12 protein-coding genes and 1 pseudogene are annotated in these 16,243 nt (G+C 42.3%); 5 read left to right on the top strand and 8 right to left on the bottom strand.

The features are described 5' to 3' along the window. Positions 1 to 26: 26 nt before the first annotated feature. From H8796_RS08790 to pta, 3 genes are all read right to left on the bottom strand, one after another. Entirely contained in the window at positions 27 to 962 is a 936-nt protein-coding gene (locus H8796_RS08790) for a site-specific integrase (RefSeq protein WP_117935490.1), read from the bottom strand. Between the two features lie 205 nt (positions 963 to 1,167). Further along, positions 1,168 to 2,367, bottom strand: coding sequence for an acetate kinase (locus tag H8796_RS08785; protein WP_117935488.1), 1,200 nt, complete (start codon positions 2,365 to 2,367; stop codon positions 1,168 to 1,170). Between the two features lie 39 nt (positions 2,368 to 2,406). Then, on the bottom strand, positions 2,407 to 3,426 hold the full coding sequence (gene pta / locus H8796_RS08780; RefSeq protein WP_117935486.1) for a phosphate acetyltransferase: 1,020 nt from the start codon (positions 3,424 to 3,426) through the stop codon (positions 2,407 to 2,409). 196 nt (positions 3,427 to 3,622) lie between these two features. Here pta and H8796_RS08775 point away from each other — a divergent pair, with 196 nt between their 5' ends. Genes H8796_RS08775 through H8796_RS08760 form a run of 4 tightly spaced genes read left to right on the top strand, consistent with a single transcriptional unit; the run spans position 3,623 to position 6,761 of the window. Next, positions 3,623 to 4,066: a CidA/LrgA family protein gene (locus tag H8796_RS08775; protein ID WP_004299736.1), complete on the top strand. Its 444-nt coding sequence runs from the start codon at positions 3,623 to 3,625 to the stop codon at positions 4,064 to 4,066. Next, positions 4,063 to 4,758, top strand: a complete 696-nt coding sequence (locus tag H8796_RS08770; RefSeq protein WP_004299735.1) for an LrgB family protein — start codon at positions 4,063 to 4,065, stop codon at positions 4,756 to 4,758. Before H8796_RS08775 ends, H8796_RS08770 begins: the two co-directional genes overlap by 4 nt. A 55-nt stretch (positions 4,759 to 4,813) precedes the next feature. Continuing rightward, positions 4,814 to 5,731: a DUF2156 domain-containing protein gene (locus H8796_RS08765; protein WP_117935484.1), complete on the top strand. Its 918-nt coding sequence runs from the start codon at positions 4,814 to 4,816 to the stop codon at positions 5,729 to 5,731. 13 nt (positions 5,732 to 5,744) lie between these two features. After that, positions 5,745 to 6,761, top strand: a complete 1,017-nt coding sequence (locus tag H8796_RS08760; RefSeq protein ID WP_117935482.1) for a GNAT family N-acetyltransferase — start codon at positions 5,745 to 5,747, stop codon at positions 6,759 to 6,761. A gap of 91 nt (positions 6,762 to 6,852) precedes the next feature. On the opposite strand, the gene H8796_RS08755 is transcribed toward H8796_RS08760, so the two are convergent. From H8796_RS08755 to H8796_RS08735, 5 genes are all read right to left on the bottom strand, one after another. Further along, positions 6,853 to 7,986, bottom strand: coding sequence for a glycoside hydrolase family 88 protein (locus H8796_RS08755; protein WP_117935596.1), 1,134 nt, complete (start codon positions 7,984 to 7,986; stop codon positions 6,853 to 6,855). Positions 7,987 to 7,990: 4 nt separating this feature from the next. Then, positions 7,991 to 9,286 (bottom strand): BNR repeat-containing protein, encoded by a 1,296-nt coding sequence (locus H8796_RS08750; RefSeq protein WP_117935480.1) that lies wholly within the window; start codon positions 9,284 to 9,286, stop codon positions 7,991 to 7,993. A gap of 9 nt (positions 9,287 to 9,295) precedes the next feature. Continuing rightward, positions 9,296 to 10,318 (bottom strand): glycoside hydrolase family 43 protein, encoded by a 1,023-nt coding sequence (locus tag H8796_RS08745; RefSeq protein ID WP_117935478.1) that lies wholly within the window; start codon positions 10,316 to 10,318, stop codon positions 9,296 to 9,298. 27 nt (positions 10,319 to 10,345) lie between these two features. Then, a complete protein-coding gene (locus H8796_RS08740) occupies positions 10,346 to 11,602 on the bottom strand; it encodes a DUF2264 domain-containing protein (RefSeq protein ID WP_117935476.1) in 1,257 nt (418 codons plus the stop codon). A 296-nt stretch (positions 11,603 to 11,898) separates the two neighbouring features. Further along, complete coding sequence (locus H8796_RS08735) at positions 11,899 to 13,455, bottom strand: ATP-binding protein (RefSeq protein ID WP_117935474.1); 1,557 nt, start codon at positions 13,453 to 13,455, stop codon at positions 11,899 to 11,901. 161 nt (positions 13,456 to 13,616) lie between these two features. On the opposite strand from H8796_RS08735, the pseudogene H8796_RS08730 reads away from it, so the two are divergent. Continuing rightward, positions 13,617 to 16,206: pseudogene (locus H8796_RS08730) on the top strand (helix-turn-helix domain-containing protein). Positions 16,207 to 16,243 lie beyond the last annotated feature (37 nt).

The raw sequence follows: 16,243 nt of genomic DNA, 5'->3' as shown, positions 1-16,243 counted from the left end.
TTACCTACAAAGTAACAGGCTTATTTTCAGCAAATTGCATTTCTAACCGAATATCGGATAAAATCAATAACCCGTTTGTTTGCTTCATCTATTTTCTTATTCTGAAAAGGTTTCAGATAAGTCTCCGTCACCGTAATGGACGAGTGCCCCATCGCTTCGGAAATGATGCCCGGATGAATTTCACAATAATACGCTGTTGTAGCCCACGTATGGCGGGCACTGTATGAACTCAATTTATCACCTAGTCCCAACAATTCACCCAACAACATCAATTGCCGATTAAATGTGCGTAATGCCAACTGATATTCTCGATATGCCTCTTTTGTTCCTTCACGGCTTTTCAACAATGAGAAAAGGTAAGGAGAAGAAATGTCACGATTCATGTATTTCTCCACCAAAATCATTGCCTCCGGAGTCAATGTCACTGACAAAGTACGCCCCGTCTTACGCCTGCGATAAGTAATCACATTATCACGCAAATCATCCTTTCGTAAATAAGCGAGATCGACAAAAGGCAAACCACGAAGCAAAAACATCAGAGTAAATAATTCTTGTGTACACCGCAAAGCCGGAGTTGAAACTGATGGACGCAATTTTGCAAATACTTTCTTTATATCCTCTTCACATAAAGCCCGTTTACGATCAGCACGCGTACCGGTATAAACCGAATGAAACAAATTCGGTACATAAGGTGCTTTTCGAAGATTGACCGCACGATTATAGACTGCACGAAATGTACGCAAATAAGTTGAAACAGTGTTCCAGCTACAACCACGACTACGAAGATGTATCTCGAAACCTTTCAACCATACCGGAGTTACTTTATCAAAAGTAAAGTCTCCTTTCCCACAATAAACAATAATGGCATTGAGACTGCTACGATATACGTGAGCCGTCCCAAAGTTTCCCCCCATTTGTAGCCCATTAGCCACTTGCCTCATAAATGCTACTACTTTTAACATGTTACTATTACTTAATTTAATTACACAATAAACATACAGGAATTTTTAAGAACAAACAAACCTGTAAGCTACAAATAACAATAACAATGACAATGTTGTTTTTTAAAAGTAGATGATAAAGAGTAGCGATGTAAAAACTAAACCAAAAAGACGGGGATGCACCAATCTTGGCACATCCCCGTACAATATAAAACCAGTTCAGTTATTATTTTTTCAGAATATCCATTGTATCCGATGCAATCAACAGTTCTTCGTCTGTTGGAATCACTACTACTTTCACTTTAGAAGCAGGAGTAGAAATGATTGCTTCTTCACCGCGAACCTTAGCATTTACTTCGTTATCAAGTTCGATGCCCATGAATTCCATATCCTTACAAACTTCACGACGACATTCCATCTGGTTCTCACCAACACCACCCGTAAACAGGATAATATCTACACCGCCCAATGCAGCAGCATAAGCGCCGATATATTTCTTAATACGGTAATAGTACATCTTTTCAGCAAGGATAGCTTTCTCATTGCCAGCTGCACAAGCAGCCAAGAGTTCACGCATATCGCTTGATACACCCGAAATGCCCAGTACACCGCTCTTCTTGTTCAACAGATTGGAAACACCGGTTGTGTTCAAGCCTTCTTTTTCCATGATAAATGTTACTGCACCGGCATCAATATCACCGCTACGAGTACCCATCATCAAGCCTTCCAATGGAGTCAAGCCCATAGTAGTATCCATACATTTACCATCTTTGATAGCAGCGATAGAACCACCGTTACCAATGTGGCAAGTGATAATTTTCTGTCCTACCGGATTTACACCCAGGAATTCGCATACACGTTTTGACACATAACGATGAGAAGTTCCGTGGAAGCCATAACGACGTACACCATACTTTTCATACAGTTCGTGAGGAATAGCATACATGTAAGCATAATCCGGCATTGTCTGATGGAAAGCCGTATCAAATACACCTACCTGCGGAATATTAGGAAGAATAGCAGAAACTGCATTCACCCCTTTCAAGTTAGCAGGATTGTGAAGCGGAGCCAAGTCATTGCAAGCAGCGAAAGCTTCCAGCACTTCCTTGTTCAGCAATACAGATTCGCTGAAACGCTCGCCTCCGTGTACCATACGGTGACCTACTGCATTGATCTCATCCAAAGATTTAATAGCGCCATATTCAGGATTAATCAGCGTGTTCAGGATAAACTCTACTCCTACTGTATGTTCAGGAATATCTTTCTCCAATATTTTCTTTTCACCATTCGGCAAAGTAAGTTTCAAGAATGATCCTTTCAGACCGATTTTTTCGATGCCACCTTGTGCAATCACCTCTTTGGTGGTCATATCGAACAATTTATATTTAATAGATGAACTTCCGCAGTTCAATACCAGAATCTTCATGTCGTTGTCGATTTATACTTAATAGTTTATATCTAATACTTATTTATTCGCTTTTGCTGCAATGGCCTGATTAGCTGTGATAGCAATCATGCGATATACATCTTCGATAGAACAACCACGAGACAAGTCGTTTACCGGACAGGCAATACCCTGAAGAATCGGACCGACAGCATCAGCATGTCCCAGACGTTGAACTAATTTATAAGAAATATTACCAACTTCCAAACTTGGAACGATCAGCACATTTGCTTCTCCGGCTACTGGAGAACCCGGCGCTTTGCTAGCACCCACTTCCGGTACAAGAGCAGCGTCAGCCTGCATTTCACCATCCAAATCAAGAGTAGGAGCCATCTCTTTTGCAATCTTAGTAGCTTCTACCACTTTATCCACTACTTCGTGTTTAGCGGAACCCTTGGTTGAGAAGCTCAACAGAGCTACTTTCGGATTTTCAATACCGGCAACGGCTTTCGCAGTCTGCGCAGTACAAATAGCTATCTGTGCCAGCTGATTAGCATCCGGAACCGGAGTTACAGCAACATCACCCATGACCAGAATGCCATTCTTTCCGTATTCAGGAGCATGAGTCAAAAGCAACATAGCACCAGACACGCAAGTGATTCCCGGCGCAGTCTTGATAATCTGCAAAGCAGGACGCAATACGTTACCAGTAGTGTTACGGGCACCAGCCAACTGACCGTCGGCATCACCGCTCTTAATCATTAAACAACCATAGAACAAAGGATCGCTCGTCAATTTGCGGGCTTCTTCGATAGTCATCCCCTTCTTTTTACGAAGTTCACACAACAACTGTGCATATTCTTCGTGTTTCGGAGAAGTTTCAGGATCAATGATAGTAGCTTTACCGATGTTTCCCAATCCCCATTTTGTAGCAAGTTCATTAATTTCATCCGGTTTACCCAGTAAAATTAGATCGGCTACTTCATCTGTCAAAATCATATTGGCAGCTTTCAATGTGCGTTCTTCAGTTCCTTCCGGAAGAACAATACGTTGGCGATTTGCTTTCGCACGCGCCACGATTTGGTTGATTAAATTGAGCATAGATATATTGAATGTTATTATAAAACCTCATTACAATTTGTAATTTGCGGTGCAAAAGTACTCAATTTTGCAATATCCACATTACAATTTCGCCTATTTTTCTCTTCCAAGTCTAAAATATTGTAATATTTAACACTGTACTCCTATTTTTCATACCTTTGCAGTGTTTTCAAACAAAATCAATAGGTTATTAGTTATGATACGTCAGTGCGCCATTTTATTTGGCTGTTTGGCTTTGGGTGAATTAATAGTTTATCTTACGGGTATCAAGCTCCCCTCCAGCATCATCGGTATGCTGCTGCTCACCCTCTTTTTAAAATTAGGTTGGATTAAGTTACACTGGGTACAGGGATTGTCCGACTTTCTGGTTGCTAACTTAGGATTCTTTTTCGTTCCCCCCGGTGTGGCTCTTATGTTATACTTCGATGTTATTGCGGCTGAATTCTGGCCGATTGTGATAGCTACCATTGTCAGTACCGCACTTGTACTTGTTGTAACGGGATGGGTACATCAGATCGTCCGCAAGTTCAGGCTGGCGCGTCAGATCAAACTGGCACGCAAACTTCATCTGTCAGATTTCCATCTACCGGAGAAACTACACCTTAAAGATAAAATCAACTTAACGAATAAAGACAAATGAGCTTCTTAGAAAATAATTTCTTCCTGCTGGCCATTACCTTCGGGATTTTCTTCTTCGCCAAACTACTTCAGAAGAAAACAGGACTAGTATTATTAAATCCTATATTGCTGACCATCGCACTACTAATCATCTTCCTTAAAATGACCAATATCTCTTATGAGACATATAATAAAGGAGGACATCTGATCGAATTCTGGCTACGCCCGGCCGTTGTAGCTTTAGGCGTACCTTTATATCTTCAACTGGAAATGATAAAAAAGCAGTTATTGCCTATTCTACTGTCTCAACTGGCAGGCTGCATCGTCGGAGTTATTTCAGTAGTACTGATTGCGAAATTCATGGGAGCCTCACAAGAGGTAATCCTGTCACTGGCTCCGAAATCAGTTACGACCCCGATTGCGATGGAAGTAACCAAAGCTATCGGCGGTATTCCGTCACTAACAGCGGCAGTTGTTGTTGCAGTAGGTTTATTAGGGGCTATCTGTGGCTTTAAGACAATGAAAATCATGCGTGTAGGCAGTCCGATCGCCCAAGGGCTTTCAATGGGAACAGCCGCTCATGCCGTCGGAACCTCCACTGCAATGGATATCAGCAGCAAATATGGAGCATACGCCAGCCTGGGACTGACGCTGAATGGAATATTCACTGCACTGCTAACACCTACTATCCTTCGATTATTAGGTATCCTGTAAAACAAAATCTCCTATTTTTCCGTTATATAAGGAGTTAAACACCAAAAACAATTTTATGATTCCATTTAAAGACATCACGTTAGCAGACAAAGACACAATCACCTCATTCACAATGAAAAGTAATCGCCGTAATTGCGATCTTTCATTTTCCAATCTTTGTAGTTGGAGATTCCTATATAATACTCAATTTGCAGTGGTCGACAATTTCTTAGTGTTCAAATTCTGGGCAGGAGATCAACTTGCTTATATGATGCCCGTAGGTACGGGAGATTTGAAAGCAATATTGTGGGAGCTGATAGAGGACGCCCGTAAAGAAAACCAGCCTTTCTGTATGCTGGGAGTATGCAGTAATATGCGTGCTGATCTCGAAGCTATCCTCCCGGAACAGTTCACTTTCACAGAAGACCGCGACTATGCGGATTATATCTATTTAAGAAGTGATCTTTCGACATTGAAAGGTAAGAAATTCCAAGCAAAAAGAAATCATACTAACCGATTCAAAAACACTTATCCGGATTATGAATATACACCGATCACTCCGGACCGTATTCAGGAATGCCTGGATTTGGAAGCGGAATGGTGTAAAGTGAATAATTGCGACCAACAGGAAGGGACGGGCAATGAACGTCGTGCCCTGATTTATGCTCTTCACAACTTCGAAGCACTCGGACTGACGGGTGGAATTCTTCATGTGAACGGTAAAATCGTAGCATTTACATTCGGTATGCCTATCAATCATGAAACGTTCGGCGTGCATGTAGAAAAAGCGGATACCAGCATTGAAGGCGCGTATGCTATGATTAATTATGAATTTGCCAACCGGATTCCCGAACAATATATCTATATCAACCGGGAAGAGGATTTAGGTCTCGAAGGTCTGCGCAAAGCCAAATTGTCTTACCAACCGGTGACGATTCTGGAAAAATACATGGCTTGTCTCAAAGAGCATCCCATGAATATGGTTAAATGGTAAACTCTTTATAAATATGATGATAAAGGAGCAAGTAAAAGCATTGTGGAAAGTCTGTTTTGACGATAGTGAAGAATTCGTCGAGATGTACTTCAGACTACGCTATAAGACAGAGGTGAACGTTGCCATCAAAAGTGGTGATGAGGTAATCTCTGCCCTTCAAATGCTTCCTTATCCGATGACTTTTGGTGGAGAGACTGTACAGACCTCCTATATTTCAGGAGCCTGTACGCATCCCGATTTTCGAAGCAAAGGAGTCATGCGCGAGCTTTTATCACAGTCTTTCGCCCGGATGTTACGGAATGGAGTACACTTCAGCACATTGATACCGGCAGAACCCTGGTTGTTTGATTATTATGCCCGTATGGGATATGCTTCGGTATTCAAGTATTCAACTAAAGAGATCGTTTTGCCCGAGTTTATCCCTTCTAAAGAGATAGCGGTCAGTGTTGTTTCAGAATTTCAGGAGGAGGTCTATTCTTATTTGAATAAGAAGCTTTCCGAACGGGTTTGCTGTATTCAGCACACATCGGAAGACTTTCAGGTTATTATGACCGATCTTGCCATTAGTGGAGGTTATTTATTTGTAGCCAGACAGGAAAACGAGATCAAGGGAATAACCATTGTATATAAAAGAGACAAACATATCATTATCAATGAACTTTGCGCTGATGATAAGGATGTGGAATATAGTTTATTGCATGCGATCAGGCAGCACACCGGCTGCAAGCGCATGGTTCAACTACTGCCTCCTGAAGATAAACAGCCTCAACATCCGCTAGGCATGGCACGCATCATCAATGCCAAAGAAGTGCTGCAAATCTATGCCGCGGCTTTTCCTGAAAATGAAATACAGCTGGAATTATCGGACAAACAATTGTCTGTAAACAACGGCTATTATTACCTGTGCAAAGGAAAGTGTATGTATAATACCGAGCGACTGCCCGGTGCACATATACAAATGAATATTAGCGAATTAACCAATAGAATACTTCAGCCGTTAAAGCCATATATGAGCTTGATGCTGAATTAAATTTTAGGCACGGATTACACGGATTACGCTGTTGACTTATATTAAGGCATGCCTCTAAGAGCTGTGAAATCCGTGTAATCCGTGCCTGTATTTATTTATTCAAATAACGAACCCGTTCGCAGGCTGCCAATAGAAACGCACCTACTCCAAAATTCGAAGTTGAGTTTGCGTCTACCACCTGACCGGGTATCGCTTTCTCACCAATCGGTTGCACATAACCAATCTTGCCATCAGGCTGCAAAGCAACTGTTGAGAGATATTTCCATGCTTTTTCAACCACCGGCTGATATTCTGCAGCATCCAGAAAACCGTTATTGATTCCCCATTGTAAACCATAGGTAAAGAAAGCCGTTCCACTGGTTTCCGGTCCCGGTGCATGCAATGGATCGAGCATACTGCGTGTCCAGTAACCTTCCGGCTGTTGACAAGCAGCAACCGACTTAGCCAGGGTACGGAAACGATCTATATATTCCGGACGATACTTATCTGTTTCAGGAAGTTCTTTCAAGACTTTTGCCAATCCGGCCAATACCCAGCCGTCTCCACGTGCCCAGAAATCCTTTTTGCCGTTCACACTCTTGTGTTTAGGATACACGTATTTTCCATCCCGATAATAAAGTCCGGCCTCTTCATCATACATAATACTATCAGCATAGGCGAGGTATTCATGCAGTTTCTCCAAATAGAGCGGATTCTTAGTAATGTTATACATCTTTGTCATGACCGGCATGACCATATATAAGCCATCTGCCCACCACCAATAATCATGATTGGGGGTACTCATCTGATATTCCATCACTTCGCGGGCACGGGCTATTTTCTGTGTATCCGGTTCCAGATTATAGAGATCGGCATACGTCTGGAAACAAATCTGATAGTCACCGAAAAGCACATAATCATCACTTTCACCGTAACTGTACTTCCAGTTTTCCTTATGATCTGATTTTGCCCCTTTCCATTCATTATGTTCCGCCCAGGCTTTCGAGTATTCCAAGTACTCCGGCTGCTTAGTCAAAAAATAAACTTCCATATTTCCGGTGTGATAGGCGGCATTATCCCAAAAAGAACGTCCGTGTTCCGGATGATTCGTCTGCCAATAATTATTCACTTTATGAATGGTGTTTATCACTTCTTCAGCAGAAGCATCCTTCTTATCCGTACAACTTGCACAGATTGCACCGCCTAGAAAGAGTGCAGAAAAAAGAGTTGCATATAGTTTCTTCATATCTTTATTTATTTGTATCCATATTCGTTTCCAATACATATATCATTTGAGGCTCAATTTCCGCTGTGCGTTCACCGTCTCCCTGACGGCTGTGTTGTACAAAGAGATGCAGTTTCCGCTGCTTTTTCCAAAGTTCCGTATCATGAGAGGGTTCCCAGGCATCCACCGAAAAATCCGTCAGATCCGTTATCGTCCACTTACTGGTACCCACATCAGTCGTATGTGCCATCGACACACGGCTTCCCCGTTCTTCGTCACGGAAAATATAAAAGACTTCTCCACCTTCTACCACAATACGCGGACGGGCAATAGGGATCATTTTCGTACCTCCACCCTTCAAGGTAAAAGGTGTCCGGCGATCGGTTATCTGCCGTTGATGCCACATCTTCCCGTCATTCCAGACGATGCGGTATTGAGGAACATCACTATCGGGTTCCCGCCAATAAGTAGCTATATACGGATTTCCTCCCGCATCGGCACTCATACTCGTCTGATTTATCAACTCACAGTTTTGAGGTAACCGACAGGCATACTCCGCATTGGACAATTTGATCGGGAGTTCATATCGTTCTCCACTCGTCTTATACCAAGTTACCCCATTATCAAAAGAACGGGCATAACAAATATCATGGTTTGTTTCCACATGCCAAGTCTCGCGCCATACCCATGAAAGATGAATCGTCCCTTTCTCATCAACATATAACTGCCAATAGGCATTCCGTTTATTTTCCCCGTCGATCAATATATCCTGCACACGAGTCCATTTATGTTCTTTCAGCGAATAACGGTTCATTACCAGATTTCCACGACCCGAAGAACCGGAGCGGTAAACAAACAATAAATCTCCTCCAGATAAAGGATAGAACTCCGGATAGGTGACATTTCCTTCGTCAACTCCGGTCATGGGCATTTTATCCCCCAGTTCCAGAGAACCGGGAGCAATGCTCCGGCAGTAATTCAATGGATGTCCATGATGGTCAAAAGATACGTGTATATACCCTTCTCCATCTATCATCATGCTAATTATATTATGAGCATCCTTCACATTTCCCTGATATTGGGTGCGATGTAATGTCCATTGTTCCGAATCCAGTTTCCGCTTTCCAAGTACCAGATAGCCATCGTTATCGTAATAACTGATATATTGTTCATCACCGTGTGTAACCAGCGAATTATTCCGAAAGACCGTCGTATTGACCGAAGTACAGCTATACCCCTTTCCCACTTCAACCAAATGCTGGGAACAGGCAATAACGGGAACGAGCATTATTCCGCAAAGTAGTAGCAGTATCCGTTTCATATTTATTTTTTATTTGTCAAAGATAGAAAGGTTCCATTTTTCATGCCAAGGGATAGTTATTTTCCCATCTTTTACCAACACAGGCAACCATACATAACGGGAATCTTCCAAATCCTTCTTCTTCCAACGGTCGAACATGGCAATATATGCATCCTTCTTTCCGACAACGGGCTGGACATAAGTACTCTGGGCATAAAACGTTTTATCTGCATCCGGTCCCGTACAAGGGTTTCCGATTGTCTTCCATGTTCCCATAATAGAATCGGCTACTGCGATCTCGGCTATATTAGGATCCCAGCCAGTACAACCGGAGCTTAACATATAATATTTACCATTATATTTAAATACTGCCGGAGCCTCTCTCGATTCTTTTACGAAATTGCGTGTAAAACGTCCGCTCGGTTTCAGATAATCATCAGTCAGAAGGCTGATATACATCGTTTCATTATTTTCTGAAGAATAAAACTGATAAGCACGTCCATCATCATCCACAAAAACAGTCTGATCGCGGCTCATCGCATTGTTCGGACGAAAACTTCCCTGATAAACGAACGGACCGACAGGAGAATCGGAAACTGCCACTCCGGCACAAGCCTTACTGTAATCAGCACTTTCCACATGGGCCCACATTACAAATTTGCCCGTTTTCTTATTATAAACCACTTTCGGACGTTCCAATACTTTGGAGGGATGCAGGTCATGATTCGGATCGTCTTTAACTGCCGGAAGCACAATACCCTCAAATTTCCAATTCAGCAAGTCTTTAGAAGAGTAACAACCTACTCCGGTCACATCCGTACGATAACACTCCCACGTAGCCCAGTCAGGCAAAATGGTTTTCCCTTTCTTGTATTCTCCATACCAATAGTAAGTACCGTTATGATATAGAAGTCCACCACCGTGGGCATTGATCGGATTCCCGTCCGTATCTTTCCAAACTTCTCCGGGGATAAATGCAGAGTTTTTCTGGGCTTGTACCGGCATCGGCAACAAGCCAAGACAAACTACAATAAATAATAATAGTCTAGTCATATATAAATCTTTATTAGTTAGTCCATCTTAATGAACAGCATGATCTTTCGGGAAATCTTTCCCCTCCCAGGCTTTCTTACTTGTCCAATCCTCGGCAGGTGAAGTCCAGAATGGATGTTCTGCCGGAAGTCCCAATGGGAGGAATGCGAGTGAAGCCATATATAAGCTACCATTATTCGTGTACCAGTCTGATATATTCGGCTGCTTACCATTGAATCCTAAAGTCAGGAATCCTTTTTCATTGAAATTATGATTATCACTGAACATTCGTTTGATAACTGCCGTCATAGCTGCACGTACTTGTCCATTTGGTAATTCTTTAGGGAGCCACTCTCTCCATGCCAGTAATGCTAAAGGTTGTAAAGTTCCTGTACGGTACGTGATAGAACGCCCGAATACAGGGAGCGTACCTTCCGGAGAAATAAACCGTTCCAGAATTATTCCAAAGCGTTGCATCCGTTTGACTGCACGATTATAATCGCAATCCGGCATATTCCAGACTTTGTTCTTACCGGCATTTGTCATGATTTCCAACGGTTCTATATACATAGGGTGTAAAACGAAACTATTATAATAGTCAAAAGCAAAATCCGGACCGTCCGAATACCAGCCATCTCCCACATACCATTCTTCCACTTTACGTAGAGCCGAAGCAATGCGATAAGTATCACTCGGTGCACCAGCCTTACGCAGGAAAGATTCCACTGTGGCAGAGAATAACAACCAGTTAGTATAAGGAGGGTCTACCCGGCGAAGTTGTGTAAATTCGGTAATATAACGTTGTTTTGTCACACTGTCCAGCGGAACCCACAAGGCATCATATCCTCTTATGAAACTTTCTGCAATATAGGCTGCATCCACCAACGTCTGCCCCTCTTTTCTCCATAACAAATAATCGGGACTTTCCGGATCTACAGCCTGCGCATAACTCTTTAACGCCCATTCGAGCAACTGTTTACGCTGAACACCTTCTGCCGTATCATCATCCGGCAATGAAATCCAGGGAGCCAGTCCTACCATCAAACGCCCGAAGCACTCCATATAAGTGACTTTCTTATTCCGTCCATCCCATGTCGGACTTAACTCTACCAGCATATTCTGTTGTAGCTTTCCCTCACTCATATTACTAAGTACAGGGGCGGCCATACGATATAATACCCGTGCCCATAGTTCGCGGTCGGTCGGTTCTTTTACTTGTTTTTTCTTTTTCGCAGACAGATCCTGTGCAGGGATCAACAACATTGCTATCAGCAACGGTAGTAAGTAATGTCTATTCAAATTCATGATATTATTTTAGGTTTTTCGTCTACAAAGGTACTCCATACTTAGCTAAATAGAGTCCAATTTTACGTCAAAAAGGGATACAAAAAGACCATTATTCGCATGAAAATCTTTTATAAGGCCATCTTTTCGCAAATGAATCTCATTGCCACTATATATAATACGACATTACTCCACCTTCCACCTATCCATTATTGCATATTTCAATGACCAACTATACTGTTTGCATGATATTGATATTTGTTGTTTTGGGGAAGATATATTAATCCCTAAGACCGCTACATAACTTTCATAATGCGCTATGCATCAGCATCAGGGATTATTTTCCACTCCTCAATGCCACGTGTCTCGGAAGAGAAGTCAACGCCTATCTTATATAATTTGCGAGGATCTTTGGCAAAAGGCAAAGCATAACCCTTCTCTTCTATCTGACGCAAAGCATCGTCGGCACTACCATCAAGTTTCAGTTCCATCACGTAAATATAGTCCTTGGTTTTCAACACAATGTCTATGCGACCATTACTAGTGGTACGTTCTACATCGGTATAAAAACCCAGCATTTTGAACACCAGATACATCGCATTCTGAAAATAAAGTTCCATCTTCCCCGTTATCTTGTAGTCAGTATCGGCAAACATGGATTGCATTCGCTGCATAAAACTTTCGGGAGCACCACGACGTATATCCATGATAAAGTTAGTGATGAAAAATCCCGTCTTTTCTTCTTCTATCGGTGTATAAAAAGGTATCAGATATTTAATGAAACCATTCTCCACCTCTTTGTTGGGAAAGCCCAACCGGTAGATATCAAATTCTTCATTATATCCCTTTATCGTGAGATAACCACTCTGATAAATGACAGGAATAGGATTGCGTGACATGGAATCAATGCTATTCAAAAAGTCACTAGGTACTTGCTCTTCGGTTAGCTTGTCCAACTGGTAATTCGAATTCTTCATCAGATAAACGAGGAATGAAGGTGTACCTGTTTCAAACCAGTAATCGGCAAACTTCATTTTAGCTAAAGTATTGAGGATGCTGAAAGGATTGTAGAGTCCTTCAGCCTTGTAGTCAAAATGATAACCATCATACTGTTCCTTCAGTTTAGTGTAACATTCTTCCTTTGTCAACCCATTTCTTTCACCTAACAGTGCCACATCATTATCAAAGTATTCGTGGAGCTCTTTGCCTGTAATACCGCAAATATTGATGTAGCGGTAGTCCATGGAGATGTCATTCAAGTTATTCAAGTCACTGAACACACTCACCTTGCCGAATTTCGTCACACCTGTCAGGAAAGCAAGTTTGATATAGCGGTCCTGCGTTTTGAGTACAGAGTAGAAAGCTTTCAGCGTGCTGCGATATTCAGCCTGTAACACCTCGTTACCAATAGCTTGCAGCATGGGCTTGTCATATTCATCCACAAGAATAACTACGCGATGACCGGTCTTTTCGTAAGCACGTTCTACGATTCCCTTAAAGCGCAGGGCAAAGGTTACTTCAGTAGGAAAGGTGCCGTATATCTCTTCCCATTTTTTGAGACTGTCGTCAAGAACATGATTCAAGCTATCCGCCGCATCATATTTGGCAGTGTTCAGGTCAAGATGCAGAATAGGATGTCCTTCCCATTTATGTTCCAACTTCTCGATGGCAAGCCCTCTGAAAAGTTCCTTTTTCCCACTCAAATAAGCTTCCAGCGTAGAAAGGAGCAAGCTCTTCCCAAAACGTCGGGGACGGCTAAGAAAATAATAACGTCCGGTAGTAGCCATCTGATAGACTAACGCCGTCTTGTCCACATACACATAACCGTCATTTATCAGACTCTCAAAGTTCTGTATTCCTATGGGGTAAATCATAATGGGATGATATTTAAGTATTCACAACGCAAAGATAAACGATTTCCTCGCGCAGACAAAGTGAAGGATGTTAAAAGATTAGGAATGATTATATCATAATTATTCCACCTATCCTCTCTATTTTCGAAAGAAACAATTACCTTTGTAATATTGAAATAGCCATGACTACCAATAGTTTGAGAAACATACGGATTCTGCTCTGCTTATTTTTCTGTTTCAGGATGACACCGTTCATATATGCCGGTGAATTCCTGTTCACCACCATCAATGCGTCGCAAGGATTGAGTGATAACCAAATACGTTATATCCTCCAATTGCCCGACGGAAGAATGGTATTCACCACCAGCGGTAATGTAAATTTATACGACGGTGTACATTTCAGCTATCTTCACCGCACCACGGAATACGTATATCCATTAAACCAATATAACGGGCATTACCGCATTTACCAGAGTGGGGATTCTCTTTTATGGATTAAAGATACTCACAAACTGATGTGCATTGACCTGTACAGAGAGGAATACATTCCTGATTTAGATGCTTACTTTAAGAACAGAGAGATACAAGCCCCCGTAGAAGATCTTTTTGTAGACGATTCGACACATCTGGCTACTCATAGCTAACGAATTACTGGAATTAAACAACAAGACCCGTATAACCTTGCCCGACAAGTATTCCGGAAAATTGCAGGACCTGAATGCCGACAGTACCTCCCTATATTTATTCTATGACACAGGCGAAGTGTCCTGTTACCGCATAGCCGACCAAAAAACAGTATACAATATAGCCGCTTATCCTACATCCGAACAGGCTGAATATCAAAAGACTTCTCTCGTCGTCAAAAGTGCAGACGGCTTCTATCAACTACGCAACGGGCGTAAAGGCGGTTTATTCTATTTCAATAGCCACAAGCGCACATGGAAAAAACTCTTCGAACAGAACTATACTCTCAACACCCTTATCATTACCCCTAATGGTGAGAAAGCCTATATCAGTTGCGTTCACGGGTTTTGGATGATTGACCTCCACACAGGAACACAAAAATACATCCCCCTATTGGAAACCGGAAACGGACAGATTGTCTCTACCGAAATCAGCACTGTCTTTCAAGACCGACAAGGAGGGTTATGGCTCGGAACTTTCAATCGGGGATTATTATATCATCACCCGTCCATGCATAAACTGACTCATATAGGTCGCAATGCATTTCCCGTCTCCCCGGAAGAAGAAATCAATATTGAATCTTTCGCCGAAGATAAAGATGGAAATATCTATCTGAAAGCTCATTCCCGAATTTATCGACTGACAGCTAATGAACAAAAATCCCATGTATTAAAGTCAGCAGCTATCCCGTCTGTCTCTCCTGAAATACTGAATCGGTTGAACCCCAACAAAAACCATCATTTCAGAAATAAAGTATACAATACATTATATACCGACACGCGCGGATGGACATGGGCAGGAACTCCTGACGGGCTGGAACTTTTTACCAGCGAAAACGACTCTGCCCCACGTATCTTCTATCGTGAAAACGGATTGAGCAATAACTTTATCCAGGGCATTATTGAGGACAAATATCGAGATATCTGGGTAACGACCAGTAACGGTGTCACACGCATCCACATAAATCCGGAGAATAAGAACATCAGTTTCACCCGGTTCAATCAGTTGGACGGTGCTTTGGACGGCGAATACATAAAAGATGCCGTATTCAGTTCTTCCGACGGCACTCTCTATTTGGGTGGTATTGATGGCTTTAGCATATTCCATCCCGACAAGGACTCCATTCATCCGATGCTTCCTGACCCGCCGGTTTTCACAGCCTTACGCTTGTATGGAGAAAAAGTGAATACAGGAAAAGAATATGGCAACCGCATCATCCTGTCCAAGGCTGCTCCTTATACAACCGAAATCGAACTGGACTATAACCAAAACTTCCTGACTTTCGAATTTTCGGCATTGAATTATATCAATCATGAACGCACATACTACCGTTATCAACTGGAAGGTATCGACCCGCAATGGATGAGTACATTTGCAGGAAGACAGGGAAATGCGACTGTGGGGAAAGGTCTTCTTCAAGCTGTTTACACCAATTTACCACCGGGAGATTATACATTCAAAGTCATGGCCTCGGACAATCCTCTTCAGTGGAACGGCAAAGTGACAGCTATAAAATTAACCATCCATGCACCGTGGTGGAAAACAAGCACGGCTTATATCCTGTATGCAGTCATTTTATTACTGATTGCTTTCACCGGTATCCGATTGTATATCTATTGGAGCAGAAAGGAAATGGAACGCAAGCATAAAGAAGAGATTCTATTACTCCGTATCCGCAACCTGATCGAACAAAATAATTCTCTAACCTGTGGCATAGAAGAAACGTCTCCCGACCATCAGCAACAGGATACGGAAGAATCTGCATTTCTGGCACAAGCCATCAAACTGGTGGAACAGAATCTGCACGTCAATGGCTATTCGGTGGAGCAACTAAGCCGCGATCTCTGTATGGAGCGAACGGGATTATACCGCAAACTGGTGACTATGCTCGATCAGTCTCCCAGCCTCTTTATCCGTAACATTCGCCTGCAACGGGCAGCACAACTGATAACAGAGGGCAAGCTAAGTATTACAGAAATTGCGGAACACACAGGTTTTAGCAGTTCCAGTTATTTAAGCAAATGTTTTCAGGAAATGTATGGATGCCGCCCATCAGAATATGCCGAAAAAGCGAAGAAATCAACGTGATTACTGTTTGTTTCAACCTGATTGTTGTCCGTTTTAC

It is taken from the genome of Bacteroides sp. M10, from assembly GCF_014334015.1.
GTDB classification, from domain to species: domain Bacteria; phylum Bacteroidota; class Bacteroidia; order Bacteroidales; family Bacteroidaceae; genus Bacteroides; species Bacteroides intestinigallinarum.
This window is presented reverse-complemented; position numbering and strand designations above follow the sequence as displayed.

Bases quoted from the DNA above. Each gene is read 5' to 3' on its own strand.
- H8796_RS08790 (WP_117935490.1), bottom strand. From the start codon at position 962: ATGTTAAAAGTAGTAGCATTTATGAGGCAAGTGGCTAATGGGCTACAA.
- H8796_RS08785 (WP_117935488.1), bottom strand. From the start codon at position 2,367: ATGAAGATTCTGGTATTGAACTGCGGAAGTTCATCTATTAAATATAAA.
- pta (WP_117935486.1), bottom strand. From the start codon at position 3,426: ATGCTCAATTTAATCAACCAAATCGTGGCGCGTGCGAAAGCAAATCGC.
- H8796_RS08775 (WP_004299736.1), top strand. From the start codon at position 3,623: ATGATACGTCAGTGCGCCATTTTATTTGGCTGTTTGGCTTTGGGTGAA.
- H8796_RS08770 (WP_004299735.1), top strand. From the start codon at position 4,063: ATGAGCTTCTTAGAAAATAATTTCTTCCTGCTGGCCATTACCTTCGGG.
- H8796_RS08765 (WP_117935484.1), top strand. From the start codon at position 4,814: ATGATTCCATTTAAAGACATCACGTTAGCAGACAAAGACACAATCACC.
- H8796_RS08760 (WP_117935482.1), top strand. From the start codon at position 5,745: ATGATGATAAAGGAGCAAGTAAAAGCATTGTGGAAAGTCTGTTTTGAC.
- H8796_RS08755 (WP_117935596.1), bottom strand. From the start codon at position 7,986: ATGAAGAAACTATATGCAACTCTTTTTTCTGCACTCTTTCTAGGCGGT.
- H8796_RS08750 (WP_117935480.1), bottom strand. From the start codon at position 9,286: ATGAAACGGATACTGCTACTACTTTGCGGAATAATGCTCGTTCCCGTT.
- H8796_RS08745 (WP_117935478.1), bottom strand. From the start codon at position 10,318: ATGACTAGACTATTATTATTTATTGTAGTTTGTCTTGGCTTGTTGCCG.
- H8796_RS08740 (WP_117935476.1), bottom strand. From the start codon at position 11,602: ATGAATTTGAATAGACATTACTTACTACCGTTGCTGATAGCAATGTTG.
- H8796_RS08735 (WP_117935474.1), bottom strand. From the start codon at position 13,455: ATGATTTACCCCATAGGAATACAGAACTTTGAGAGTCTGATAAATGAC.